Genomic DNA, 24,886 nt, shown 5'->3' on the forward strand with positions numbered 1-24,886 from the left:
CAAGGGAGACCCCGATGAGCCGACTGGATTCCATGCTGCGCCGTCTGACCGCCCAGCGCGACGGACTGAACTGGGCTGCGGCGCAGATCGCGGGCCTGGACGGCGACGTGCTGGACATGGGTCTGGGAAACGGCCGCACCTATGATCATCTGCGCGAAATGCTGCCCCAAAGGCGCATCTGGGTGATGGACCGGGTGCTGCAATGCCACCCCGATAGCACACCCCCCGCCGAGGATTTCCTGCAGGGCGAGGCCGAGCCGATGCTGGCCAGACTGGCCGATCGCGGCCCGTGCGTGGCGCTGGCGCATTACGATTTTGGACGCGGCATCAAGCACGAAGACGTGGCCGAAGCCGCCCGGCTCAGCCCGTTGATCGCCCGGGTCATGGTACCCGGCGGCTTCCTGATCTCGGGTCAGCCGCTGGTGGGGTTCGAACAGATACGCGGCCCCGACAGCATCGCGCCCGACCGCTATCTTTTCTATCGCGCCTGATCAAGCCACGCGGCGCCCGCGTGACCACACCGCGCGTAGGGCCGGCACCGCGTCCCGCATCCGGAACCGGATCAGATCGCCGCGCATTCCGGCTTCAATCGCGCCCCGATCCGTCAATCCGGCGGCCCGCGCCGGGGCCAAAGTCACAGTCTTCACTCCGCGCGCCATATCCCCCCACATTCGGCCCAGTTGTACGGCAGACAACAGCAAGGCCGAAGGCACATAGTCGGACGACAGGATGTCCAGGTATCCGTGTCGGGCCAGGTCGCGCGCCGCCACGTTGCCGGAATGCGATCCACCTCGGATCACGTTGGGCGCCCCCATCATCACTTGTATGCCGAGGTCATGGCAGGCCCGGGCGGCCTCGACGGTGGTGGGAAACTCGGCCAGGCGAATGCCGTGACCTGCCGACACCCGCACCTGCTCGGGCGTGGTGTCGTCATGGCTGGCCAGAACCGCCCCAAACCGACGCGCGGCCCGCACGGCTTCGTGTTCGTGCCGGTCTCCGTTGCGGTCCCGCAAGGCCTTCAATTGGGCAACATGTTGCAGAAACATGTCGTCGTTCATCGCGTATTTGCCCTTCAGATAGGCCTCTAACTTGGACAGGTCGCGGAACTGGCGCTGCCCCGGCGTGTGATCCATCAGCGAAACGATGCCGACCCGGTCCTCGGGGCCGAAACCGGCCAACTCCTCGATCAGGGTTTCCGAGCAGAGCTCGGCCCGCAAATGCAGGAAGTGGCTGATCTTCAGCGCGTCCTGCGCCCGCAAGTCCCACAGTTCGCGCGAGAGCCCGCGCGCGTAGGGCAGATACCGCCGCGCACCCGACGGGATCGACCCGACCCGCATCGCATCGAACACCGTGGTGATGCCGGTACCGGCCAGTTCGGCGTCATGCGCGATGATCGCGGCGGCGTGGGGCCAGTCGACGCCCGGCCGCGGCTGGATGTGACGCTCGAGATTGTCGGTGTGCAGTTCGACCAGACCGGGGCCGACGAAATCTCCCTCGCAATCGATCGCGCCCCTGGGAACCCGAGGGCCGGGATCGACCGCGGCGATGGTTCCGCCGGCGACCCGGACACAGCCGCGTACGATCTCGTCGGGCAGAACCAGTGCGGCATTGGCAAGGATCAGTTCATCTGTCATCGGAATTTCACACGATTTGTTCTAACAAGAGGCCACGCAACAGGAGGCCAAGGTGACATACAGGCGCTACGCGATCTATTTCGTTCCCCCCCGCAGCGCGGATTGGGCCGCATTCGCAACGGCTTGGCTGGGCTGGGACGCCGAGACCGGGACCGAGGTTGGGCATCCTGCGGTCGATGGCCTCGATATTGCCAGCATCACCGAGGTTCCGCGCAAATACGGCCTGCACGCGACGTTGAAGCCGCCCTTTCGCCTGCGCGCCGGGCAGACACTGCCTGCACTCGAGGCGGCCTGTGCGCGCCTCGCGGCGGTACAGCGCACGCTGACACTGGACGGGTTGGAAATCGCCCGGCTGGGCCGGTTCCTGGCCCTGCGCCCCTTGGGTGATACCGACGCGCTGAACGCGCTGGCCGCGGCCTGCGTCCGCGAGTTGGACAGGTTTCGGGCACCCTTGAGCGATGCGGATCTGGCCCGCCGGCGCGCGGCCCGCCTGACGCCCGCGCAAGAGGCCAACCTGGCGGCCTGGGGCTATCCTTACGTGCTGGATGCCTTTCGATTTCACATCACCCTGTCCGGCAAGCTGGACAAAGACACCCTCGGCCGAACCCAGGCGGTTCTGGAGTATCACCTTGCCCCCTTGTTGCCAGCCCCGTTCCACATTGCGGATCTGGCGCTGGTCGGCGAGGCCGAGGACGGGCGGTTTCACGTGATCCATCGCTATGCCCTTTCGCCCTGAAGCTGCCGCAGGATCTGATCGACGGTCCGCGCGAGCGGGCCAGAATTGTCCACGGTGATCACCCGCCGCAAACCGTCCGGCAGCGGGGTCTTGGCCCGCCCCAACCGATTGGCCTGCGCGGACGTGCTTTCCCGCCCGCGATCTCTGAGCCGTCGCGCCAGAACCTCGGGGGAGGCAGTCAACGAGACGACAACCAGATCTCCAAACACTTCCTGCGCCGGCAGCAGGACCGAACGGGACAGGTTGACCAGAATGCCACGGGCCGCGCGCCGCTGGTCCAGGATCGAGGCCGGGATTCCGTAGAGCAACCCATGCGCGGGCCAGTGCAGCGCAAAGGCACCATTGGACGCCAGCAGATGGAACTGCGCCTCGGTCACGCGTTCGAAATCCTCGCCTTGTTCGCCCATGGGTCGGGTGATCACCCGCCGAACGCGGCAATATCCCGGTTCCCGGTCCAGAAGCGCCTGGATCACGCTGTCCTTGCCCACGCCAGACGGCCCCACCACGGCAATGACCGGCGCCAGACTCATATCATCCGCTCCGGCGCGAAGCCCGAAACATCCACCGCCCTGTCACAGACCCGATCGCGCGCCTCGGCGTCGTGGAATATGCCGACGATGGCGGCGCCACGCGCCTTGGCCTCGCCGATCAGCGACAACACGGTTTCGCGGTTCTCGGCATCTAGGCTGGCGGTCGGCTCGTCCAGCAACAGCGCCGGATAGTCATGCACGAAACCACGGGCGATGTTCACGCGCTGTTGCTCGCCGCCCGAAAAGGTCGTCGGACTCAGCCCCCAAAGGCGTTCCGGGATGTTGAGCCGGCGCAGCAGTGCGCTGGCCCTCCCGCGTGCGGCCTGCCGATCCACGCCCAGCGCCAGCAACGGCTCGGCCACGACGTCCAGCGTCGGCACCCGCGGCACCACGCGCAGAAACTGACTAACATAGCCCAGAGTTTCGCGGCGCAGTTGCAGGATCTCGCGCGGTTGGGCCCGTGCGACGTCCAGGCCACCCACCCGCACCTGACCCGAGGCCGCCAGGTAATTGCCGTAGATCACCCGCATCAGCGTGGACTTCCCGGCCCCGCTGGCCCCGGTCAGGGCCACGCATTCTCCGGCCTCGACCCGCAGCGACGCGCCAGCCATCACCGGGATCACGGCGTCGCCCTGATTGTGGAGGACGAAACTCTTGCTCACATCTGTCAGTTCGATCATCGCGGTTCACCCTTTCGCACGGTGTCAGACCTGCAGAACGCTGGACACAAGCAGTTGCGTATAGGCATGCTGCGGGTCGTCCAGCACCTGATCGGTCAGCCCCGCCTCGACCACCTCGCCATCCTTCATCACCATCAACCGGTCCGCCAGCAGCCGGACCACGGCGAGATCATGGGTGACGATGATGGCGCTCAGCCCCATCTCGCGCACCAGACCGCGCAGCAGGTCCAGCAGCCGCGCCTGCACCGAGACATCCAGCCCGCCGGTCGGTTCATCCATGAAGACCAGCCGCGGACCGGTCACCAGGTTGCGCGCGATCTGCAACCGTTGCTGCATGCCGCCCGAAAACGCGCTGGGTCGGTCGTCCACACGAGATTCTGCAATCTCGACCCGGCCCAGCCAATCCAGCGCCTGCCCGCGGATCTGACCATAATGCCGGCTCCCCACGGCCATCAGCCGCTCGCCGATATTGCCACCGGCGCTGACCGACATGCGCAGTCCGTCGCGGGCATGCTGATGCACAAAGGCCCAGTCGGTGCGCCCCAGCATCCGGCGGGCCGGTTCCGACATCGTGACCGTGTCCACCGGCCCATCGGTGCGGGTGTCGAAGATTACCTGCCCGGCATCCGGCTTCAGATGCCCGGCCAGACAGTTCAGCAGGGTCGATTTGCCCGATCCGCTTTCGCCGACGATCCCCATCACCTCGCCGGGGTAGAGGTCGAAACTTACATCCCTGCAGCCGATCCGCGCGCCATAGCGTTTCTCGATGCCTTTGACCTGCAACAGCGGGGTCATGCTGCGCCCTCCTGCGTCAAATGCCCTTGGTGTCCGGCCTCGCGGCGGGACCGGCAGAAATCGGTGTCCGAGCACAGGAACATCCGGTTGCCTGCATCGTCCGTGATTACCTCGTCCAGATAGCTGTCTTCGGCCCCACACAGATCGCAGGCATGATCGGCCTTGGCGGCCTCGAACGGGTAGTCCTCGAAATCGAGGCTGACCACCCGCGTATGCGGCGGCACCGCATAGATCCGCTGCTCGCGCCCGGCCCCGAACAGCTGGATCGCGTCCATTTCCAGTTTCGGATTGTCGAATTTCGGGATCGGAGACGGGTCCATCACATAGCGCTCAGCCACCCGGACCGGATAGGCATAGGCCGTGGAAATCGCGCCGTGCTGGCTGATGTCTTCGTAGAGTTTCACATGCATCAACCCGTATTCCTGCAGGCTGTGCATCTTGCGTGTCTCGGTTTCGCGCGGTTCCAGAAACCGCAGTGGTTCGGGGATCGGGACCTGATAGACTAGGATCTGATCGGCGCGCAGCCGGGCCTCGGGGATACGGTGGCGGGTCTGGATGATGGTCGCCTTCCCGGTCTCTTCGGTCGTGACCACGCCCGCCGTCTTTTCAAAGAACTTTCGGATCGACACGGCATTGGTCGTGTCATCGGCACCCTGATCGATGACCTTGAACGTATCGTCGGGGGTCAGCGTCGCGGCCGAGACCTGAACCCCGCCCGTGCCCCAGCCATAGGGCATGGGCATCTCGCGGCTTGCAAAAGGCACCTGATAGCCGGGCACCGCCAAAGCCTTGAGAATGGCCCGACGGATCATCCGCTTGGTTTGTTCGTCCAAATATGCGAAGTTATACTCATTCATTTGATGTATCACTTTCGGTTTTTGGTGTTGTTGTGGACGGTTATCTGGTTGCCTCGGCCTTCGCGGTCGTCATGGTGTACTTTCTCTGGCGCAGGATACACTCCCGGCGACGGCGCCGGGCCATGCGACGCGACCAACATGGCGAATGGGCCGCGATCGGCTCGGAAACCGCCACACGGCCGTTTGCTGCCGACAAGACAACCCATCAAGCGGACAGGATGCAGGCAGATCACGGAAGTCATTCTGCCGCCTCCGGTGATGCCACTCGTTCTTGGGCCTCGCGGCGCAATTTGCGCACCAGTTCCAGTTCGGACTGGAAATCGACGTAATGCGGCAGCTTGATATGCTCCAGAAAGCCGGTCGCCTGAATGTTATCGGCATGGCTTAGGACGAATTCCTGATCCTGCGCCGGGGCACCCAGATCGTCTTCGCCCAATTCCTCCCAGCGCAAGGCGCGGTCCACCAGCGCCATCGCGATGGCTTTGCGTTCGGAATGGCCAAAGACCAGCCCATAGCCGCGCGTAAACTGCGGCGGCTCGGTTTTTGATCCCTTGAACTGGTTCACCGTTTCGCATTCGGTCAGGGCGATCTCGCCGATCTCGATCGCGAAACCCAGTTCGGGGATTTCCATCTCGACCGCGGCGGTGCCGATGCGCAACTCGCCCACGAAAGCGTGGTTGCGGGCATAGCCGCGCTGGGTCGAATAGGCCATGCCCAGCACAAACCCCTCGTCCCCACGCGTCAGCGATTGCAGGCGCAGGGGGCGGTCGGCCGGGAACTCCATCGGTTCGCGCGTCAGGTCGCCCGGCGGTTCATCGCTGGCGGGTTCATCTTGAATTAGGCCTTCGTCCTTGAGGAATTCGGTGATGCACGGGGTCGGCTCATGGCGCGGCGCGGCGGTGGGGGCTGCAGGCACCGCGCCATCGGCGGCCAGTTTGAAATCCAGCAGACGGTGCGTGTAGTCGAAGGTCGGGCCCAGAACCTGCCCGCCCGGTGCGTCCTTGAACGTGGCCGAGATCCGGCGATCGCAGGCCATGCCGCCGGTATCGACCGGGGTCGAATAACCGAACCGCGGCAGGGTGGTACGGTAGGCGCGGATCAGGAAGATCGCCTCGATCAGATCACCGCGCGCCTGCTTGATCGCAAGTGCGGCCAGATCGGGGTCGTACAGAGAGCCCTCGGCCATCACGCGGTTCACCGCAAGGCTTAGTTGTTCGCGGATCTGCGCCAAGGACAATTCAGCCACGCTGGGATCGCCCCGGCGTTCCTCGGCCAGCCAGGCATGGGCGTTTTCGATCGCTTTTTCGCCCCCTTTGACGGCTACGTACATGGCCTAACCCTCGGGCTGGATGCGGGTGCTGCGCGGCAAGGCCGCGACCGTATCCCCGCAGGTGAAGAAGAAATCGCACCCCAACGGATACAGGTCCGAATTGGCCTGCAGCGCCGCAACGTCGGGCACGGAAAGGCGTGCGGCGTCGCGGATGCCAGGACCTCGCAGGACTGCACCGGAAAGGTCCAGCGCGTCGCACTCCACGATCAGGGTGGCGGATCGGTCCGGATATTCCGGTGTGCCGATCCGGTATTGGTCCAACGGCACCAGGTCCGGCCAGCAGCCTACGGCGAAATCCGCCTGCTCGGCGGGCACGAGGGGCGCACCGGTATGGAAGGTCAGCCATTGGCGAATGGCCGAACTATCGGCCCCGCCCGCCAGATAAACGCCTGTATCCGGGTCGCATAGCGTCAGCAGAAGCGTTCCCGCGGCGACCGACAGGCCGTCGGGCGGGGTCGCGCCGACCAGCTGCCGCAACTCGCCCGGCCGGGCCATCACGGTCATGACCGCACGAAAGGCGTGGGCCGCCTGAACCGGCGCGTCGGTGAAACCGCCTGAAAAACGGGTCTGTGGGGTCATTGATCCTCTCCCCGAACCATCGTGAAAAACTCGACCTTGGTGGCCGCGGCCTTCGCGGCCCGGGCCGATCTGGCCGCCTGGACCTGGCGGGTCAGCGGCTCCAGAATTTTCGCACGCACCTCGTCCGCGTCCCCGGTCTGCATCAGCGCGTCGATCAGAGCGGCGGTTTCGGCATGGGTCTTGTCGCGCCCCTGCACATATCCGTGGCCCTCGGTTCCATCGGCCAAGACCAGAGCGCAGCGCGTGACCGTCATCTCGCCCAGGTTGAATGGCGCGCCCGTACCGCCTGCCCGCCCCCGCACCATGACGCCGCCAATCTCGGGCGTGCGCAGCCACTGGAACTCGGGACGCGCGCCATAGCCGGACCACAAGGCCGCCAGCGACTCGGCCGGCGCACGTGCCAGAAGGCCCAGCCAGGCCCGTCGATCACCTGTCGCAATTTTTGTCTGTTCCGCCATCAAAGCCTCTTGGCCAAGTTGTCTACAACTACTATACAACTAGACAAATCATAACGAGGCAATGGGTGACTCGCAACGAATATGCTGTGAAGTTTTGATGACATGAGCCAAACACCGATCTGGAAGACCATCGCGCTGGCGCTGACCGCCGACATCGCCGAGGGCCGCTTTGCCACCGGCGACCGCCTGCCAACCGAGGCGCAGCTGGCCGCAACCCACGGCGTGAACCGCCACACGGTGCGCCGGGCCCTGGCCGAACTGGCCAAGCAAGGCCTGGTGCATCCGCGCCGCGGGGCCGGCGTGTTCGTTTCGGCAGCAGCGACCGATTACCCGATCGGCAAACGGGTCCGGTACCACCAGAACATCTCGGCCAGCGGCAAGATTCCGGGCAAGCGGGTACTGTCGCTGATCACCCGCGCCGCCGACAAGACCGAGGCCGAGGCGCTGAAGCTGACCCCCGGCGACCCGGTGCATGTCTATGACGGGTTGTCGCTGGCCGATGGACAACCGATCGCGGTGTTCCAAAGCGTCTTTCCTGCCGCCCGCCTGCCGGACCTGCCCGAGGCGCTGGCCGAGAACGGCTCGGTCACGCGGGCGCTGCGGTACTGCGGCGTGGCGGATTATACCCGGATCTCGACCCGCCTGACTGCCCGCGCGGCCGACGCAGTTCAGGCCCGGCACCTGCAACTGATCGAGGGCGCGCCGGTTCTGCATTCGGTCGGCATCAATGCCGATCCGCAGGGGCATCCGGTTGAATACGGCAAGACCGTCTTTGCCGGTGAGCGGGTCACCCTGACGCTGGATGACGACCACGGGTGATGCCGGTCAATCTTCGTATTTCTCCAGGAACGCCTCGGCGGGCAACGCGCGGAAATCGGGCAGCGCCGCGCGCAGGCGGGCATTGTCCCAGTCCCACCAGGCCAGAGCCATCATCCGCTCGGCCACCCGCTCCGGGAACCGGCGGCGGATGGGTTTGGCGGTGACACCGCCGAAGATGGTATAAGGCGGCACGTCCTTGGTCACGATCGCCCCGGAGGCGACGACTGCCCCGTGCCCGATCGTCACCTCGGGCTTGATGATGGCCGCGTGGCCGATCCAGGTGTCGTGCCCGATATGCGCCAGCCGCCCCGCGCGCAGGGCGAACCAGTCCGCATCATCCTCGGCATCGTCCCAATAGTCAGCCGAGCGATAGTGGAAGTGATGCAGAGACGCTTTCTCGATCGGATGGTCGGTGGCCCCGATCCGGATGAAACTGGCGATATTGGCGAATTTTCCGATCCGGGCATTGGCGATGTCGCAGGTCCGGTCGCAATAGGAGTAGTCCCCGATAACCGAATTCGTCACCCGCGTTCCGGCACCGATTTCGACAAAGGCGCCAAAGCTGCTGCCGGTTATCTGGCAATCCGGGTGGATGACGGGCTGGTCCGGTCGCAAGCGCGCCATGGTCTGCAAGTCCTCGTATGCGATTCAGGGCAACATCAGGGGCTTGGCCTGCGGGTCGCACGGTTTTCGCGCCTTGGGTGGCCCGCCCTGGATCAGCCGCCTGCGCAGCCAGCCCGAGAACCAGTCCATCAGCATGACCATCAGGATGACCAGCACGATGTAATAGGCCACCTCCTCCCAGTCTTTCTGGGTGATGATCGCCTGTGTCAGCAACAGACCGATCCCACCGCCGGTGATCGCCCCGATCACGGTCGCGCTGCGGGTGTTGGATTCCAGGAAGTACAGGACCTGGCTGAGCAGAACCGGCGTGATCTGCGGGATTACCCCGAAACGATATTTCTGCGGCGCATTGGCCCCGGTGGACTCTACGCCTTCGATCTGCTTTTGGTCGACGTTTTCTAGCGCCTCGGAAAAAATCTTGCCGAAGGTGCCGGTATCAGTGACGAGGATGGCCAGCGCCCCAGTCAGCGGCCCGGGCCCGAAGGCGCGCGCCAGCACCACCGTCCAGATCAGGCCATCCACCCCGCGCAGAAAATCGAAGACGCGCCGCACGATGAACCGGGCTGAGCGCAAAGGGTTGAAGTTCCGCGTCGCCGCGAAGGCCAGCGGCAGGGCGATCAGCGCGGCGCCGAATGTTCCCAGAAAGGCCATCAGGATGGTTTCGAAAATCGCCCAGGCCACGTCCTGATGGCGCCACATCTTGTTGGTCCAGAAATCGTTGAATATGGCCCCTGCCTGACCTCTAGCGGCCAGCCCGGCCAACTGGGCAAAGGACTTGCCATGATAGGGGCTGTCCAGCGTGAACCAGAACAGCTCCCAGCCAGTGAAGTATCGGAACACCTCGGCCCGGTTGCGCGTCACGGTCAGGCGCCCGGCTTCGGTGGTGATCGCCAGCCGGTTTCGCGACAGGCTGATCCACTCGGGCACCGCGTCCGAAGGCAGTTGGGCCTGCACTCCCGCTGATCGGCTGGGCGTGGCGCGCACCGTTCCATAGCCGGGGATGTCAAATTCGACAGAGTCAGGACCGAAGCGAACGACATGGCCGCCCTCAAGGTCGATCACCGTGGTTTCGCCGAAGGTCACCCAGTCGGGCGCCTGACCCTCGGGATAGGCGCCCTTGCGCTCGCCTTCGATGGCGACCGAGACGTCGCCAGTGCGGTTGTCGCGGGTCACATGGGTCTTGTAGCTGAAGCTGTCCGAAATCAGAGTCCGGCCGTTTTCCCAGTTCGCCCGTCCGGCAAGACCGGGCATGTCGAAGGCAAAGAACACATAGATCAGGTAGACCAGAACCAGACCGGGCAGCGCGAGACTGGTCAGGCGTTTGCGCGCGAACAGGCGGTCGGCCCGGGCCTTCAGCGCCTCGCGGGGCAGATCGGTGGCAAAAGTCGTCATGCGGCGGTTCCTTTCTGCGCGCCCTCGGTCAGGTGGGTTCGCACCGACCCCGAAACCTGGTCGACGATCACGATCGTGACGAACAGCAGAAGAAAGATCGCCGCCGCGTCGTCATACCGCCCCTGCCCCCACGACATCGCATTGCGCAGCTCGTAGCCAAGGCCACCCGCGCCTACGAAACCCAGGATGGCCGAGGCGCGGATGTTGATCTCGAACCGCAGCAGGGCATAGCTGACATAGTTCGGGCCAACATGTGGGATCACGCCCAGAGCCATCCGCTGCGTCCAGGTGGCACCGACCGACTGCAGCCCCTCGACCGGCTTCAGCGACGCGTTTTCGTTGACCTCAGAAAACAACTTGCCGAGCGCACCGGCGGTATGGATGGCGATTGCGATCATGGCCGGAACCGGACCGCCACCCAGCACGAAGATCAGAACCAGCGCGATCACGATCTCGGGGACGGCCCGGCAGATATCGGCGAGGCGGCGAAACAGCGGGATCAGCCGAGGCCAGGGCGCCAGCCCCCGTGTCGAGACCAGCGCCAGAAATGCTCCTGCCAGCGTGCCGACCAGTGTGGCCGCTGCCGCGATGTTCAACGTTTCGACCAGGGCCGGAAAATACGCGACAAGGTTCGCGGGCATGTCCGCAATCTTGTCCCACGCCTCGGACAGCACCTCGGCCGGATAGTCCAGAACGCGGTGCAGGCCGTCGGTGAAACTGCCGGCATTGCGCCTGTCGGCGGTGCGGAACCCCGCAGCCATCAAGGCCACGAACAGGATCAGAAGAATTCCGCCATAGACCCGCTTTCGGCGGGTCATCGCGACATAGTCGTCGCGGACATCGTCTACGCTTCGGGCGCTGGCGGTCAGATCTGTCATGGAATTCTCCCGGATGGACGGCGAGGCCCGGCCTCAGGCCGGACCCCGGGGCGGCAAGGCTTGGCGTCAGTTCGACTTCAGCTTGCGGGCCTCGATGATGCTTTCATAGGCCGCATGGGTGATCGGTTCGAACCCTTTGGCTTCTCCCGCCGCCACGCCATAGAAACAGTCACGGTCCTTTTCGGCCAATCCGGCCATCAGCGCCGTCATCTTCGCCTTGATCTCGGCCGGCAGCGCCTTGCGCAGCACGACCGGGCCTTCGGGGATGGGATTGGACCGCCAGATCTCCACCAGATCGTTCATGTCCACCAGACCGGCATCGACCGCCTTGCGCAGCGCACCCGAGTTGTAGCCGTCTTCCCATTCTCCCAGACCGTCGGCCCAGGTCACGCCGGCATCCACGTCGCCATTGCTGACGGCCACGATGGTCTGTTCGTGCCCACCGGTGAACTTAACTTGGCCGAAATAGTCACCCGACTCCATCGTGGCGCCGATGGCCCGAGGGATCTCGATCGACGGGATCAGGTAGCCCGAGGTCGAGTTGGGATCGCCGAAGCCGAAGACCTTGTCCTTCATGTCGGCCAGCGACGCTATACCGCTGTCCTTGCGGGCGAAACCGATGGAATGATACCCGAACCCGCCGTCGGTGTTGACCTTGACCAAAACCGGCTCGACCGCCTCGGGGTCGCTCAGATAGGTCTTGGCATAGGCCGAGGCCCCCAGCCAAGCCATATCGATCGTGCCGCCCAGCAGTCCCTGGATCACGCCGTTGTAGTCCGCCGGGGCGAAAAGCTTGGTTTCGACGCCCAGCGCGTCCTCGGTGTACTCACGCAGACATTCGTTGTTGTTTAGCCGGTCCTGTGCGTTTTCTCCGCCCAGGATGCCGATACGGAATTCCCCGATCTCCTCGGCCATGGCAGGCGCGCTCAGGGCAGTGGTCGCGACCAGGGCGGCAACAAGTTTCTTCATCTGTCTCTCTCCGGGTTGATTGGCCCACCCCGTTCATCGGGCCGGGCGATGAATGAGGTAGTTGGGGCTCAGATCGTGGCCTCGGCTTCCATCAGAGCCTTCCGGGAGGCATCCAGCGTTTCGATCTCGGTCGAGGTCGCGGCCTCGGAGAAGCTGGCATCAGCTCCGTAGATCTCGCGGGCGACGCCGGTGGTCAGCTGCTCGGGCAGGCCGTCGAACACGATGCGTCCGTCGCGCATGCCGACCACGCGGTCGCAATAGCGGCGCGCGGTGTCCAGCGTGTGCAGATTGGCGATCACGGTGCGGCCATCCTCTTCGTGGATGCGGCGCAGGGCCTGCATCACGACCTGCGCATTCATCGGGTCCAGCGAGGCGATGGGCTCATCGGCCAGGATGATCTTGGGGTCCTGCATCAGCGCCCGCGCGATGGCGACGCGTTGCTGCTGCCCGCCCGACAGCGCCTCGGCTCTTTTGGGGGCATGTTCGGCGATGCCCAGACGGTCCAGAATGTCGATGGCGCGGTGGATGTCCGCGGTCGGGAACAGGTTGAACAGGGTCGCCAGCGTCGAGTGCCGGTTCAGCGTTCCATGCAACACGTTCGAAACCACGTCCATGCGGGGCACAAGGTTGAATTGCTGGAAGATCATCGCGCAATCCGCCTGCCAGGCGCGTTTGTCGCGCCCCTTCAGGGTGGTCACGTCGCGCCCGTGAAACAGGATCTGTCCGGCGCTGGCATCGGTCAGGCGGTTGATCATACGCAGCAGGGTGGACTTGCCGGCACCCGACCGCCCGATGATCCCGATCATGCATGGCTTGTCGACGTCCAGCGTCGCGGTGTCGACGGCGGTAATGTCGCCGAAGCGCTTGGTCAGGTTTTCGATGCGCAGCACGGGCCACCCCCAGTTGTTGATGGCGGTCAGCTACTGAACCTGTTCAACGTCTGTGTGTCGGTCTGGTAAAACTTTTGCAAAGGCGCGACATTGACGCGGTACGGTGGGGCTGGGCAATGCCGCTCGTCCCGTCTATACGCGGGCCCAACACCTGAAACGTCAGATCTGTCACATGAGGCCGCCATGAGCTTTGACCGCAAGATCAAGATCGCTCCGTCGATCCTATCCGCCGATTTCGCCAATTTCGGACAGGAGATCCAAGCCATCGAGGCCCAAGGCGCTGACTGGGTCCATGTTGACGTGATGGACGGGCATTTCGTGCCAAATCTCACCTTCGGCCCGCCGGCGGTCAAAGCGTTCCGGCCGCATGTCAAGACGGTGATGGACGTGCATCTGATGATCACGCCGGTCGACCCCTACATCCAGGCCTATGCCGATGCCGGCGCGGATTTTCTGACAGCCCATGTCGAAGCCGGCCCACATACGCACCGCACACTGCAAGCGATCCGAGCGGCCGGGATGAAGGCAGGCGTGGCGCTTAACCCGGGCACTCCGGCCGAAGCGGTCGAGCATCTGCTGGATCTGGCCGATCTGGTCTGCGTGATGACGGTGAACCCCGGCTTTGGCGGGCAGAAATTCATCGACGTGACCGCGAAGGTGCGCCGCCTGCGCGAGATGATCGGCGACCGCCCGGTGCATATCGAAATCGACGGGGGAGTCGACCCCTCGACCGCCCCGCTGGTCGCAGCGGCCGGTGCCGACGTTCTTGTTGCCGGTTCAGCGGTCTTCAAGGGCGGGTCGGTTGCGAACCCGGACGTTTATGGCCAGAACATCCGCGCCATTCGCGCCGCAGCCGAAGACCACGCGGTCTGACGGCCGCCCCCGCCAATCGTCGACGTTTTTTTGACAAAACGCCTCCTCCTGTTGGGCCCGGCGCAGCCGATGTCGCGCGGGCGCGAAAGCGTTTTGCCGGCCCTGCCCCTAGGCCAGTTGATCCGCGAAATGCGTCAGCAGCTTGTGCTTGAGGATCTTGCCCGTGGGCGCGGCGGGCAGAGACGTGGCCAGCACGATCCGGCTGGGCCGTTTGTAGCCCGCAAGACGTGCGTCCACGAACTCCGCCAACTCTGCCTCGGACACAGCGCCGATTTCAGGCACTTGAACAAAGGCCAGCACCTGTTCGTCGCCGCCCACCCGATGCCCGATCACCGCAGACTGGATCACCAGCGGGTGGTCGTTCAGCGCGGCCTCGACCTCAGGCGGATAGACGTTGAAGCCGCCGTGAATGATCAGTTCCTTGGCGCGGCCGACGACGTGTAGATTTCCCTGCGCGTCAAGACGGCCGAGGTCGCCCGTGCGCAGCCACCCCTGGGCAAGCACCCGGCCCGTTTCCTCGCCGTTGCGATAGTACCCCTTCATCACATGGGGGCCGCGCGTCAGGATCTCGCCCACGCCATCTCCGCCGCCTGGTATGGTTTCGTCAATGCGCAGTTCGACCCCCGGCAAAGGCGGGCCGACCGAGATATCTGGATCCCCGATCCGGTTGTGCGAGGCGCAGATACCCGCCGTGCTTTCGGTCATGCCATAGCCATTCTGCAGCGCGACGCCATAGAAGGCCTCGGCCTTGCGTTTCCACGCCGGGTCCAGCGGGGCGGCCCCGGACGAGGTATAGCGCAGGGCGTCCGACGGCAACCGCTCCAACCCCTGTTCCTGGGCATATTGCATCAGCAGGGCATGCATCTGCGGCACACCCGAAAACACCGTGACGCCCGCGTTCAACGCGGCAAAGGCGCGGTCCGCCGCGAACCGGGCATCCAGTTGGACGAAGGCCCCGGCCAGCGCCGATCCGGTGACGATCGAGGCCAGCCCGAAGATGTGCGAAATCGGCAGTACCCCATAGACCACGTCATCCTGCGTCAGTCCTCGAAAATTTGCCGATGTCAGCCCGCCGAACCGCAGGTTTTCATGGGTCAGCATCACGCCCTTGGGCGTTCCGGTCGTGCCGGTGGTGAACAGCATCGCCGCGACATCCGCCAGATCGGGGTCGGGCGCGCTCGGGTACGGCGCGGCCAGGTGCAACTGCCCGAAGGCCCCGGAAACAGGCTGGGCCCCGGCCCTGTGCGCATGGCGTCGCGCCTCCGAAGACGCCGCCGATGTGAACAGGATCACTGACGGAGTGACGTGATCCACAATGCATGCCAACTCAGCCGCGGTCTGACGGGCGTTCACCGGCACCACGCAGGCGCCGATTCGGGAACAGGCAAACAACGCGGCCACCGCCGCACAGCAATTCTCGAGCACCAGCATGACCCGATCGCACGGGCGCACCCCCGAGGCCAGCAGGATGTCTGACAGCTCGGAAATCGCGCGGTCGAGGTCAGCAAAGCTCCAATCGGCGCCGAACTCGTCGGCAAAGGCGCGGGCCCGCGGACGGGTCCGGATCTGGGCATCCGGATAATCGTGCCACTTGTTCATGTCCCTTCGCCCTCCCCTGCGCCGGAACCGGTTTTGCGCTCAGCGTTTCATGGTGCGCTTGAACACTCCCGCCGCCGTTGCGATCAGGGTTCCGTCGTCGCTGTGCAACTCTCCGGTCACATAGGCCAGCGTGCGCCCGCCACCCGTTGCGCGCCCCGTGGCCGTCACGCGCCCCTGACGCACCGCCGCCACATAGCTTGTGTTCAGCGACAGGGTCAGAACCAGCGGATGTTCGTCCCGGTCGAACCAGGCCGAGGCGGTGTTGCCGCAAGCCACGTCCAGAAGCATGGCGATGATGCCGCCATGCAGGATGCCCTGGCTATTCAAGTGATCCGCCCGGATGGTCAAATGACACCGGGCACGGCCGTCGGGGTCGGACAGATCCACCTCGAACCCGATCGCGTTCTGACAGCCCGATCGCCGGACCCTTGGGTCGTCTTCAGGCCGCGCCGAGTGCAATGAACCTCTCCAAGTGATAATCCGCGTCGCCAAACCTGTGATCCGACATGACGATCCGCTTGGCAATATGCGCCAGCTCATATTCCTGCGTCATGGCGATGCCGCCATGCATCTGGATCGTTTCCTCAGCCACCAGCCGGCCTACCCGCGACACAAGGTTGCGGGCCGCGGCGATCTGCCGGTCGCGGTCGGGTGCTTCAAGGTGACCGGCCGCGTTGATCACCGCCGAGCGCGCCTGCTCCAGCTCGATCAGCATATCCGCGAACCGGTGCTGCAGGGCCTGAAAGGTCCCGATCGGGCGGCCGAACTGCTTGCGCGTCATCAGATATTGCCGTGTCAGTTCCACCGCACTTTCCATAGCGCCCAGAACCTCGGCGACCAGCGCGCAATTGGCTGCGGCCACAACGTCCATCAGCGGATCGAACCCCTGCCCCGCGGCGCCCAGACGCGCGCTTTCCGGCAGGCGCACATCGTCCAGAGTGACCTCGGCCGCTCGGCCTCCGGCCAGCATCGGATACCCGCGCAGACCCAGCCCCGGCGTATCAGCTGGCACCAGGAACAGAGATATGCCGTCCAGATCGAACGGCCCGCCCGTTTCGCGCGCGGATACGATCAGCTGCCCGGCGGCCTCGGCATTCACGACCACGGCCTTGCGCCCGTTCAGGATCAGATCCGTGCCGTCGGTCCGCACGGTGGTCTCGACCCGGCTCAGGTCATACCGGCTGGCAGGCTCACCATGCGCCAGCGCCAGATGCAGCGCGCCCGAGATCACCTGATCCAGCAACACTCGCTGATCGGGGGTGCCCGCCTGCGCGATCAGCCGGCCGCCCAGAATGCAGCTGTCCAGAACCGGCTCGACCACCCCGGCCCGGCCCAGTTCCTCGAACACGGTGGCGATGTCAAAGCCCGCCCCGCCGAACCCGCCATCCGCTTCGTCGAACAGCGCGCCCAGAACGCCCAGATCGGCCAGTTCGCGCCAGATGTCGGCGCTGAACCCCGCCGCGCTGTCCAGAATGTCGTTACGCACCGGAGTAGTGTAGCGGTCGGCCAAATAGCGCCGCAGAGTGTCCTGCAGCATCTGCCGTTCTTCGGTCAGGTTGAAATCCATCTCAGCCCCCCATCTTGACCTTGGCGATGATACCGCGCTGGATCTCGTTCGACCCGCCGAAGATCGACAGTTTCCGGTTGTTGAAATACTGGGCGGCGACCGGCGCGGCATAGTCCGGCCCGATCGGGTCGTTGTCGCCTGCCACCGCCTCGGAGGCGAAAGGCATCGCATAAGGCCCCACCGCGCGGCGGGCCAGGTCGTTGATCTCTTGCCGGATGATCGTACCCTTGACCTTCAGCATCGAGCTTTCCACCCCCGGTGCCTGTCCGGCCGAAGCCTGGCTGATGATGCGCATGTTGGTGGTGGCCATGGCCATCAGGTCGATCTCGACCCGTGCCAGCCGGGCGGCGAAATGCGGGTTCTCGATCAGGGGGCGGCCATTCGCGGTTTCGATCCGGGCAATCCGCTTGACCATGTCCAGCCCCGCCTGGCTGAAGCCAACCCCGGCGATGTTGGTGCGTTCATGCGTCAGCAGATACTTGGCATAGGTCCAGCCCTTGTTCTCCTCGCCCACCAGATTTTCGACCGGGACGCGCACATCGTCAAAGAACACCTCGTTCACCTCGGGCGTTCCGTCCAGCAGGACGATGGGGCGCACTTCGATCCCCGGCGTATTCATGTCGATCAGCAGGAACGAGATCCCCTCCTGCGCCTTGGCCTCGGGGTCGGTGCGCACCAGGCAGAAGATCCAGTTGGCGTATTGCGCCAGCGTGGTCCAAGTCTTCTGGCCGTTCACGACATAGTTGTCGCCGTCGCGCACCGCCCGGGTCTTCAGCGAGGCCAGGTCCGACCCGGCGCCCGGCTCGGAATAGCCTTGGCACCACCAGTGTTCACCATTCAGGATGCGCGGCAGAAAATAATCCTGCTGCGCCTTCGAGCCGAATTTCTGCAGCACCGGGCCCAGCATCGACAGGCCAAACGGCACGATGCGCGGCGCATAGGCGGCGGCGCATTCCTCCTCGAAGATATGGCGCTGAACCGCGTTCCACTCGGCGCCGCCAAACTCCTTCGGCCAGTTGAAATTCAACCAGCCGCGCTCGTTCAGCGTGGCATGCCACCACTCATACCCTTCCTTGCCGATGTTCCGGCCAGCCCGGATCTTGTCCGAGATCTCCTTGGGCAGTTTCTCGGCCAGAAAACCGCGTACCTCGTCGCGAAAGGCCTTCTCCTCGTCCGTATAATTCAAGTCCACAGCCGCCCTCCTCCTCGACGCGATCGGAACCTTGCCTGCTCGGCCCTATGGGCCGGGCTGCGCTGGGCCGGCCCTCGATGGGCTGGCCCGGCGCCCCTTTTCTTCAATAGATCTCGAACAGACCGGCCGCGCCCATACCGCCGCCGATGCACATGGTCACGACACCCAGCTTTGCCCCGCGCCGCCGCCCTTCGCGCAGCAGATGGCCGACCATCCGCGCGCCGGTCATGCCGAATGGATGCCCGATGGCGATCGAGCCGCCGTTCACGTTGCATTTCTCGTCATCGATTCCCAAACGGTTACGGCAGTACAGCGCCTGCGAGGCGAAGGCCTCGTTCAGCTCCCACAGGTCGATGTCTTCAACGCTCAGACCATGCCGTTCCAGCAGGCGCGGCACAGCAAAGACCGGGCCGATACCCATCTCGTCGGGCTCGCACCCCGCCACGCAGAACCCCTTGAACGCGCCCATGGGCTCCAGACCCCGGCGCTCTGCCTCGGCGCTGTCCATCACGACAACCGCGGCAGCGCCGTCCGACAGCTGGCTGGCATTGCCCGCAGTGATGTAGTTTCCGGGGCCACGCACAGGCTCCAGACCGGCCAGCCCCTCCAGCGTCGTGTTCGGCCGGTTGCATTCATCCCGGTCCACGGTGACCTTCCGGTGCGAGATCTCGCCGGTCTCTTTGTCCTTGACCGCCATAATCGTCTGCATCGGCACGATTTCCTCATCGAATTTTCCGGCCGCCTGCGCCGCCGCGATGCGCTGCTGCGACCGCAGGCCAAAGGCGTCCTGTTCTTCGCGGCTGATGCCATAGCGCTCGGCCACGATGTCGGCGGTCTCGATCATCGTCATGTAGATCGCGGGCTTGTGCTCCTGAATCCACGCCTCGGGCACGGGGCGGGTTTTCGGCTGGACCAGCGAGATGCTCTCGACCCCACCGGCCACGATGGGGCCCGCGCCGCCCTCGGTGATGGCCTGCGCCGCCAGCGCCACGGTCTGCAGCCCCGACGAACAGAACCGGTTCACGGTCATACCCGAAACGCTGACCGGCAGCCCGGCCCGGATGGCGATCTGGCGGGCGATGTTGCTGCCGGTCTCGCCTTCGGGGAAACCGCAACCGATGATGCAATCCTCGATCTCGGCGCCATCCAGCCCCGAGCGCGCGACCGCGGCCTGAACCGCGTGGCCGCCCATCGTGGCGCCGTGGGTCATGTTGAACGAGCCCCGGAACGACTTGGCCAGCCCGGTGCGCGCGGCGGATACGATTACGGCTTGTTTCATCACTCGGCGCCCTTGTTCAGATCATCAAAGCTGCGGCCCTCGGCCACCAGTTTTTCCAGCAGTGGCGCGGGCTGCCAGAAATAGTCGTCCTCGGCCGACCCGGCGCGGATATCCTCCAGAATACCCGGCAGACCCTGCAGATCCGCCCATTTCAGCGGCCCGCCGCGATAACGCGGGAACCCATAGCCATAGAGCAGCACCACATCCACGTCCAAGGGGCGGCGCGCGATGCCCTCGCCCACCACCTTGGCGGCCTCATTGACCATCGCCACCATATATCGCCGCACGATCTCGTCATCCGTGAATGTGCGCGGGTTGATGCCCTGCGCCGCGCGGTCGGCCGCGATCAGGTCCAGAACCTCGGGGTTGGTCGTGCCACCGCGCTTGCCCTTTTCATAGACATAGAAGCCCTTACCGGTCTTCTGTCCGAAATGCCCGGCCTCACACAGTTTGTCGGCATAGCTGCTGTCGCGGGCACGCGGGTCCAGCCCCTCGGCGCGTTTGCGTTTGCGCACCGCCCAGCCGATATCCAGCCCGGCCAGATCGGACACCGCGAACGGCCCCATGGCAAAGCCGAAATCGGTCAGCGCCTTGTCGATCTGGAACGGGCTTGCCCCGTCCAGGACCATGTGGTCGGCGCAGGTGCGATAGGTGCTGAGGATCCGGTTGCCGATGAACCCGTCGCACACCCCCGCCCGCACCGAGACCTTTTTCAGCCGATGCCCCAGCGCAAAGCCGGTGGCGACCACCTCGGGCGCGGTCTTGTCGGCCACAACGATCTCGAGCAGCTTCATCACATGGGCAGGCGAGAAGAAATGCAGCCCGATCACGTCATGCGGGCGCGTAGTGGCGGCTGCAATTTCGTTGACGTCCAGATACGAGGTGTTGGTCGCCAGAACCGCCCCCGGTTTGCAGACCGCATCCATCTGGGCAAAGACCTGTTTCTTGACGTCCATATCCTCGAATACGGCCTCGATCACCAAATCGACGGCGCTCAGCGCGTCATAGCCGGTGGCAAGCTGCAACTGGTCCGACAGGATTGCGTCATGCTGTTGTTGGCTGATCTTGCCGCGCTTTAGGGCGCCGGCGATGTTTCCGGCGATCCGGTCCTTGGCGGCATGGGCGGCCTCCTGCGTCATCTCCAGCAAGGTCACGGGCAGACCCGCCAGCAAGGCGGCGGTGGCGATCCCCGCGCCCATCGTGCCGCCGCCGATGACCCCGATCTGATGCACCGGACGCGGCTCGACACCCTTCAGTTCAGGCAGTTTGCCCACAGCGCGTTCAGCGAAGAAGGCGTGGATCAGGCCCTTGCGCTGATCCGACTCCATCAACTGCATGAACAGTTCCCGCTCGCGCGCCATGCCCTCGGCAAAGTTGGGCGCCTCGCAGGCGGCTTGCACCGCGCGCACGGCAACAGCTGGGGACAGCTGGCCCCGGCCCTTCTTCAGAACGGCCTCGTAGACCTCATCGAAATCGACAGAGTCCGGCGCAGGCATCTCTCCGACTGCGCGACGGGGCGCGCCCGAGTCAAGCAGCTCCTGCGCATAGGCCAGCCCGATCTCGCGCGGGTCGCCATCCTGCACCTTGTCGATCACGCCCAGCTTCAGCGCCTCGTCGGCCTGGACATGGCGGCCGGTTGTGATCATATCCAGCGCGGCCTCGACCCCGGCCACGCGCGGCAGACGCTGAGTACCGCCGGCACCGGGCAGGATGCCCAGATTGACCTCGGGCAGACCGACCTTGGCTGAGGGGAGCGCGATGCGGTAGTGGCTGGACAACGCAACCTCGAGCCCGCCGCCCAGTGCCGTGCCGTGTAGCGCCGAAACCACCAGCAGGGGCGAGGCTTCGATTCGGTCGCACAAGCCCGGCAGCCAGGGCTCTTGCGGGGGTTTGCCGAACTCGCGGATATCGGCCCCTGCGAAATAGGTCCGCCCCTTGCCGTAGATCAACACCGCCTTTGCGCCCTCGGCCTCGGCCCGTTCAATTCCGGCCAGCAGGCCCCGGCGCACGTCCACGCCCAGCGCATTGACCGGCGGGTTGTTCGCCGCCAGCACCGCGATATCGCCAATCCGTTCGTATTCCACCGCCTCGGACATCAGACTTGGTCTCCTCTTGCCAACCAGAGCTTGTTCCGCATTGCGGAACAATATTCCGCAACAGATTGAACCCGTCCGCGCGCGGGTTCAACCCCTTATACCCGACTACGCCTCCGGGCCGCATTTGTTGTCGGCGAGCGGGGTCAAAACAACTTGTGAACCGGATCGCGGAAAACCGTGCTAGGCTTTGCCCACCCGGCCAATGAATTCGGCCGGGAACGAAAACAGATTGCAGAACAGGGAGTTTTGAAATGTGTGACGTTTGCGTAATGAACGCGGTGAAAGACCGGATGCTGTCCCGCCGTTCCTTTTTCAAGGCTGGCGCGGCGATGGCGGCAGGCACGGCGCTTGGAACGGTGGCAGCACCCCCTGCACTGGCCGCGGGTCATGGCGAGGTGCTGGACATGACCCATGTCTACGATGCCGATTTCCCCACTTATTTCGGCCAACCGGGGATCGAGGCGACCCAGGCCTTCAATTTCAAGGAACATGGCTTCAACCTGTTCAACCTGACCGTCAACGAACACACCGGCACGCATGTCGATGCCCCACTGCATTTCTCGGCGGATGGGCAGTCGGTGGACGAAATCCCGGTCGCGAACCTCGTCTGCCCTCTGTGCGTGGTGGACATTGCCGCCCGCGCGGCCGAGGACCCGGATGCGCAGGTGACCCCCGACGATCTGAAGGCGTGGATCGCGGCAAATGGCGACATCCCCGATGGCGCCTGCGTCGCCATGCATTCGGGATGGGCCGCCAAAACCGCCACGCCCGAGTTCCGCAACGCCGACGGCGACGGCAAGATGCATTTCCCCGGCTTCCACGTCGAAGCGGCTCAGATGTTGATCGAAGGAACCGGCGCGGTTGCGCTGGCCGTTGACACACTGTCGCTGGACCACGGGCCATCGGCCGATTTCGTGACGCATTACGCGTGGTTGCCCACCAACCGCTACGGCATCGAGAACCTGGCCAATCTCGACAAGGTGCCCGCCAGCGGAGCAACGCTGGTGGTCGGCGCGCCGGCCCATCGTGGCGGGTCGGGCGGCCCGGCGCGCATCTTCGCGATGGTCTGAGCATGGCAACGGTTCGCCTGTTGACGGACGAAGAGGTCAGCGCCGAGGCGCTGGCCGTCTTCGATGACATCCGCGCCACCCGCAACACTGATTACATCAACAATTTCTGGCGCGCTCTGGCCCATGACCCGGTGCTGCTGAAAGCGACGTGGGAGCGGCTCAAGACCGTCATGGCCCCCGGCGCGCTGGACCCGTTGATGAAGGAGATGCTGTATGTGGCGGTTTCGATCGCCAACAATTGCGAATACTGCGTGCACTCCCATTCGGCCGCGGCCCGCGCCAGGGGCATGACCGACCAAATGCAGGCCGAGCTGCTGGCGGTGATCGCGATGGCCAGCCAGACCAACGCTCTGGCCACAGCCTTGCAGGTGCCGGTGGATGACCGGTTCAAAGCCTGAAATCCTGCATTCTGCCCGCAGATTTGCGTCAGACGCACGGCGGGTATTCGGGCAGAACCCTAGCTGCACCGCAGCATCGGGTCTAACTACGCGGGGTCAACTTCAGACCAGAGGAGTTCTGCTCATGGCACATACGACGCGCCGCCCGGCGGTCTTCAACCTGCTGTCGACAGTGGCCGATGTGTTCTACGGCATCTACGAGGCGCTGATCCGCATGGGCGAGGCCAACGCCAAAGTCGTCAAGATCAAGCAACTGCACGCGCTGACCGACGAAGAACTGGCCGCGCGTGGCATGAAGCGCGAAGACATCGTGCGTTTGGTGATGGCGGGCGTCTACTAAGACACGCCCGCATCCTGCATCTCGACCACGGCCTGCGCGGCCTTGGCATAGGCGGCTTTGCACAGGTCAAAGTCCGCTTCGGTCAGCGCCAGGGACGGATAGGTCTTGCCCGGTGACTTGAACATCCCGTTCTGCATCAGAACCGCATTGAACCGGGTGGCCTTGGCCGTATCCGCGCGGACTACATCCCTGTAATCCCGCACTTTTCCGTCCGTGAACACGATCTCGAACAGGGTCGAATCGCCAATGATACGATGGGCGACCCCCTGCTTGGTCAGCGCGGCCGAGGCCATATCCATCAGACGCTGACCATTGGCGCGCAGCCGGTCGTACTGACCGGGACGGCGCAACACCTCCATCGTCTTGAGCCCGGCCACCGCTGCCACCGGATTGCCTGACAGAGTCCCCAGCTGCATCAGCCATTTCTCAGGCCCAACGGCGGGTTTGTCGAAATGGGCCATGATCTCGGCCCGCCCGGCGATCGCGGCCAGCGGAAAGCCGCCGCCGATGATCTTGCCCAGCGTGGCGATATCGGGGGTCACGCCATACAGCTCCTGCGCGCCGCCATAGGCGAAACGAAACCCGGTCACCACCTCGTCAAAGATCAGCACGATGCCGTACTTGTCGGCCTCGTCTCGCAGAAGTTGCAAGAAGCCGGGTTCGGGCGGGATGATGCGTTGCAGCGGCTCGACGATGATACCCGCGACCTGGTTGCCGTGCTCGGCCAGCAGCGAGCGGATGTAATCCGGGTCGTTGAACGGCGCGATCAGCATTTCGGCCTGAACGCTGGCCGGTATGCCCGCGCTGTCGGGAACCGCCTGCGGGAAATTCACCATTCGTGACGGGGCTAGGCTCATCTGTGCTTCGGCGCTCATGCCGTGATAGCCGCCTTCGAACTTCACGATCTTGTCGCGGCCGGTAAAGGCGCGGGCCAGCCGGATCGCGTACATGTCAGCCTCACCGCCGGACGAGACATAGCGGATCTGATCAGCGCAGGGCACGGCAGCGCAGATTTCTTCGGCCAGTTCGACCGCGCGTGCGTTGTTGGCGAAGAACGTCATGCCCTTGGGCATCTGTTCGGCGACGGCCTCTAAGACCTCGGGGTGGCCGTGGCCCAGCAGCATCGGCCCCGAGCCGATCAGCAGGTCGACATATTCCTTGCCGTCTTCGTCCCAGACGCGGCTGCCCCGGCCCTCGCGGATGAAGACCGACGGGTCGAAATTGCCAAAGCCGCCGCCGGGCAGCACCGCGCGGGCGCGCTGGCCCCAGTCGGATTGGCTGAGATGTCGCGGCATGGTCGC

At 64.7% G+C, this 24,886-nt stretch carries 27 protein-coding genes; 7 read left to right on the plus strand and 20 right to left on the minus strand.

Going from position 1 to position 24,886, the window contains the following annotated elements; all coding sequences use genetic code 11:
* Positions 1–14 precede the first annotated feature (14 nt).
* Positions 15–491 carry a class I SAM-dependent methyltransferase gene (locus tag AC2FMD_RS02620; RefSeq protein ID WP_496742374.1) on the plus strand — a complete coding sequence of 159 codons (477 nt, stop codon included), beginning with the start codon at positions 15–17 and terminating at the stop codon, positions 489–491.
* Here AC2FMD_RS02620 and AC2FMD_RS02625 read toward each other — a convergent pair whose 3' ends face one another.
* A complete protein-coding gene (locus AC2FMD_RS02625) occupies positions 492–1,634 on the minus strand; it encodes an alpha-D-ribose 1-methylphosphonate 5-triphosphate diphosphatase (RefSeq protein WP_496742375.1) in 1,143 nt (380 codons plus the stop codon). It abuts the gene before it with no gap.
* Positions 1,635–1,686: 52 nt separating this feature from the next.
* Between AC2FMD_RS02625 and AC2FMD_RS02630 the strand changes: the two genes are divergently transcribed.
* Complete coding sequence (locus AC2FMD_RS02630; protein WP_496742376.1) at positions 1,687–2,370, plus strand: DUF1045 domain-containing protein; 684 nt, start codon at positions 1,687–1,689, stop codon at positions 2,368–2,370.
* Here AC2FMD_RS02630 and AC2FMD_RS02635 read toward each other — a convergent pair.
* The 7 genes from AC2FMD_RS02635 to phnG form a co-directional block, all read right to left on the minus strand.
* On the minus strand, positions 2,352–2,900 hold the full coding sequence (locus AC2FMD_RS02635) for an AAA family ATPase (protein WP_490360371.1): 549 nt from the start codon (positions 2,898–2,900) through the stop codon (positions 2,352–2,354). The two genes, AC2FMD_RS02630 and AC2FMD_RS02635, sit on opposite strands and share 19 nt — an antisense overlap.
* On the minus strand, positions 2,897–3,580 hold the full coding sequence (phnL, locus tag AC2FMD_RS02640) for a phosphonate C-P lyase system protein PhnL (RefSeq protein ID WP_496742377.1): 684 nt from the start codon (positions 3,578–3,580) through the stop codon (positions 2,897–2,899). The genes AC2FMD_RS02635 and phnL overlap by 4 nt, the downstream gene beginning before the upstream one ends.
* A 24-nt stretch (positions 3,581–3,604) precedes the next feature.
* On the minus strand, positions 3,605–4,375 hold the full coding sequence (gene phnK / locus AC2FMD_RS02645; protein ID WP_490360369.1) for a phosphonate C-P lyase system protein PhnK: 771 nt from the start codon (positions 4,373–4,375) through the stop codon (positions 3,605–3,607).
* The gene (locus AC2FMD_RS02650; protein ID WP_496742378.1) at positions 4,372–5,232 is read right to left on the minus strand and encodes an alpha-D-ribose 1-methylphosphonate 5-phosphate C-P-lyase PhnJ; all 861 of its coding nucleotides are present in this window, start codon (positions 5,230–5,232) and stop codon (positions 4,372–4,374) included. Before AC2FMD_RS02650 ends, phnK begins: the two co-directional genes overlap by 4 nt.
* A 238-nt stretch (positions 5,233–5,470) precedes the next feature.
* On the minus strand, positions 5,471–6,562 hold the full coding sequence (locus AC2FMD_RS02655; RefSeq protein ID WP_496794624.1) for a carbon-phosphorus lyase complex subunit: 1,092 nt from the start codon (positions 6,560–6,562) through the stop codon (positions 5,471–5,473).
* 3 nt (positions 6,563–6,565) lie between these two features.
* A complete protein-coding gene (gene phnH, locus AC2FMD_RS02660; RefSeq protein WP_496686840.1) occupies positions 6,566–7,141 on the minus strand; it encodes a phosphonate C-P lyase system protein PhnH in 576 nt (191 codons plus the stop codon).
* Positions 7,138–7,599 carry a phosphonate C-P lyase system protein PhnG gene (phnG, locus tag AC2FMD_RS02665; RefSeq protein WP_496686838.1) on the minus strand — a complete coding sequence of 154 codons (462 nt, stop codon included), beginning with the start codon at positions 7,597–7,599 and terminating at the stop codon, positions 7,138–7,140. Before phnG ends, phnH begins: the two co-directional genes overlap by 4 nt.
* Positions 7,600–7,701: 102 nt before the next feature.
* Between phnG and phnF the strand changes: the two genes are divergently transcribed.
* A complete protein-coding gene (gene phnF, locus AC2FMD_RS02670; protein WP_496686836.1) occupies positions 7,702–8,418 on the plus strand; it encodes a phosphonate metabolism transcriptional regulator PhnF in 717 nt (238 codons plus the stop codon).
* Between the two features lie 6 nt (positions 8,419–8,424).
* Here the strand turns inward: phnF and AC2FMD_RS02675 are convergent, their stop codons facing one another.
* The 5 genes from AC2FMD_RS02675 to phnC form a co-directional block, all read right to left on the minus strand.
* The gene (locus tag AC2FMD_RS02675) at positions 8,425–9,042 is read right to left on the minus strand and encodes an LbetaH domain-containing protein (protein WP_496794625.1); all 618 of its coding nucleotides are present in this window, start codon (positions 9,040–9,042) and stop codon (positions 8,425–8,427) included.
* 24 nt (positions 9,043–9,066) lie between these two features.
* Positions 9,067–10,434 (minus strand): phosphonate ABC transporter, permease protein PhnE, encoded by a 1,368-nt coding sequence (gene phnE, locus AC2FMD_RS02680; RefSeq protein ID WP_496794626.1) that lies wholly within the window; start codon positions 10,432–10,434, stop codon positions 9,067–9,069.
* The gene (phnE, locus tag AC2FMD_RS02685) at positions 10,431–11,312 is read right to left on the minus strand and encodes a phosphonate ABC transporter, permease protein PhnE (protein ID WP_496794627.1); all 882 of its coding nucleotides are present in this window, start codon (positions 11,310–11,312) and stop codon (positions 10,431–10,433) included. The genes phnE (AC2FMD_RS02680) and phnE (AC2FMD_RS02685) overlap by 4 nt, the downstream gene beginning before the upstream one ends.
* 66 nt (positions 11,313–11,378) lie before the next feature.
* Positions 11,379–12,281, minus strand: coding sequence for a phosphonate ABC transporter substrate-binding protein (phnD, locus tag AC2FMD_RS02690; protein ID WP_496742380.1), 903 nt, complete (start codon positions 12,279–12,281; stop codon positions 11,379–11,381).
* A gap of 68 nt (positions 12,282–12,349) precedes the next feature.
* Entirely contained in the window at positions 12,350–13,171 is an 822-nt protein-coding gene (gene phnC, locus AC2FMD_RS02695) for a phosphonate ABC transporter ATP-binding protein (RefSeq protein ID WP_496742381.1), read from the minus strand.
* 183 nt (positions 13,172–13,354) lie between these two features.
* On the opposite strand from phnC, the gene rpe reads away from it, so the two are divergent.
* Positions 13,355–14,044 carry a ribulose-phosphate 3-epimerase gene (rpe, locus tag AC2FMD_RS02700; RefSeq protein WP_496742382.1) on the plus strand — a complete coding sequence of 230 codons (690 nt, stop codon included), beginning with the start codon at positions 13,355–13,357 and terminating at the stop codon, positions 14,042–14,044.
* A gap of 108 nt (positions 14,045–14,152) precedes the next feature.
* Here rpe and AC2FMD_RS02705 read toward each other — a convergent pair whose 3' ends face one another.
* The 6 genes from AC2FMD_RS02705 to AC2FMD_RS02730 all read right to left on the minus strand — a co-directional run bounded on the left by AC2FMD_RS02705 (position 14,153) and on the right by AC2FMD_RS02730 (position 21,777).
* The gene (locus AC2FMD_RS02705; protein WP_496794628.1) at positions 14,153–15,643 is read right to left on the minus strand and encodes a class I adenylate-forming enzyme family protein; all 1,491 of its coding nucleotides are present in this window, start codon (positions 15,641–15,643) and stop codon (positions 14,153–14,155) included.
* Positions 15,644–15,682: 39 nt separating this feature from the next.
* Positions 15,683–16,183, minus strand: a complete 501-nt coding sequence (locus tag AC2FMD_RS02710) for a PaaI family thioesterase (RefSeq protein ID WP_496794629.1) — start codon at positions 16,181–16,183, stop codon at positions 15,683–15,685.
* Positions 16,083–17,210 carry an acyl-CoA dehydrogenase family protein gene (locus AC2FMD_RS02715; protein ID WP_496686825.1) on the minus strand — a complete coding sequence of 376 codons (1,128 nt, stop codon included), beginning with the start codon at positions 17,208–17,210 and terminating at the stop codon, positions 16,083–16,085. Before AC2FMD_RS02715 ends, AC2FMD_RS02710 begins: the two co-directional genes overlap by 101 nt.
* Before the next feature lies 1 nt (position 17,211).
* The gene (locus tag AC2FMD_RS02720; RefSeq protein WP_496712876.1) at positions 17,212–18,402 is read right to left on the minus strand and encodes an acyl-CoA dehydrogenase family protein; all 1,191 of its coding nucleotides are present in this window, start codon (positions 18,400–18,402) and stop codon (positions 17,212–17,214) included.
* 103 nt (positions 18,403–18,505) lie between these two features.
* Entirely contained in the window at positions 18,506–19,681 is a 1,176-nt protein-coding gene (locus AC2FMD_RS02725; RefSeq protein ID WP_496742384.1) for an acetyl-CoA C-acyltransferase, read from the minus strand.
* Positions 19,681–21,777 (minus strand): 3-hydroxyacyl-CoA dehydrogenase NAD-binding domain-containing protein, encoded by a 2,097-nt coding sequence (locus AC2FMD_RS02730; RefSeq protein ID WP_496794630.1) that lies wholly within the window; start codon positions 21,775–21,777, stop codon positions 19,681–19,683. The genes AC2FMD_RS02725 and AC2FMD_RS02730 overlap by 1 nt, the downstream gene beginning before the upstream one ends.
* A 251-nt stretch (positions 21,778–22,028) precedes the next feature.
* Between AC2FMD_RS02730 and AC2FMD_RS02735 the strand changes: the two genes are divergently transcribed.
* From AC2FMD_RS02735 to AC2FMD_RS02745, 3 genes are all read left to right on the plus strand, one after another.
* Entirely contained in the window at positions 22,029–22,847 is an 819-nt protein-coding gene (locus AC2FMD_RS02735; RefSeq protein WP_496712881.1) for a cyclase family protein, read from the plus strand.
* Positions 22,848–22,849: 2 nt separating this feature from the next.
* A complete protein-coding gene (locus tag AC2FMD_RS02740) occupies positions 22,850–23,245 on the plus strand; it encodes a carboxymuconolactone decarboxylase family protein (RefSeq protein WP_496742385.1) in 396 nt (131 codons plus the stop codon).
* Between the two features lie 124 nt (positions 23,246–23,369).
* Positions 23,370–23,585: a DUF1127 domain-containing protein gene (locus tag AC2FMD_RS02745; protein ID WP_496679012.1), complete on the plus strand. Its 216-nt coding sequence runs from the start codon at positions 23,370–23,372 to the stop codon at positions 23,583–23,585.
* Here AC2FMD_RS02745 and AC2FMD_RS02750 read toward each other — a convergent pair.
* Entirely contained in the window at positions 23,582–24,880 is a 1,299-nt protein-coding gene (locus tag AC2FMD_RS02750) for an aspartate aminotransferase family protein (RefSeq protein WP_496686817.1), read from the minus strand. The two genes, AC2FMD_RS02745 and AC2FMD_RS02750, sit on opposite strands and share 4 nt — an antisense overlap.
* Positions 24,881–24,886 lie beyond the last annotated feature (6 nt).

It is taken from the genome of Ruegeria sp. BHSC276, assembly GCF_059612945.1.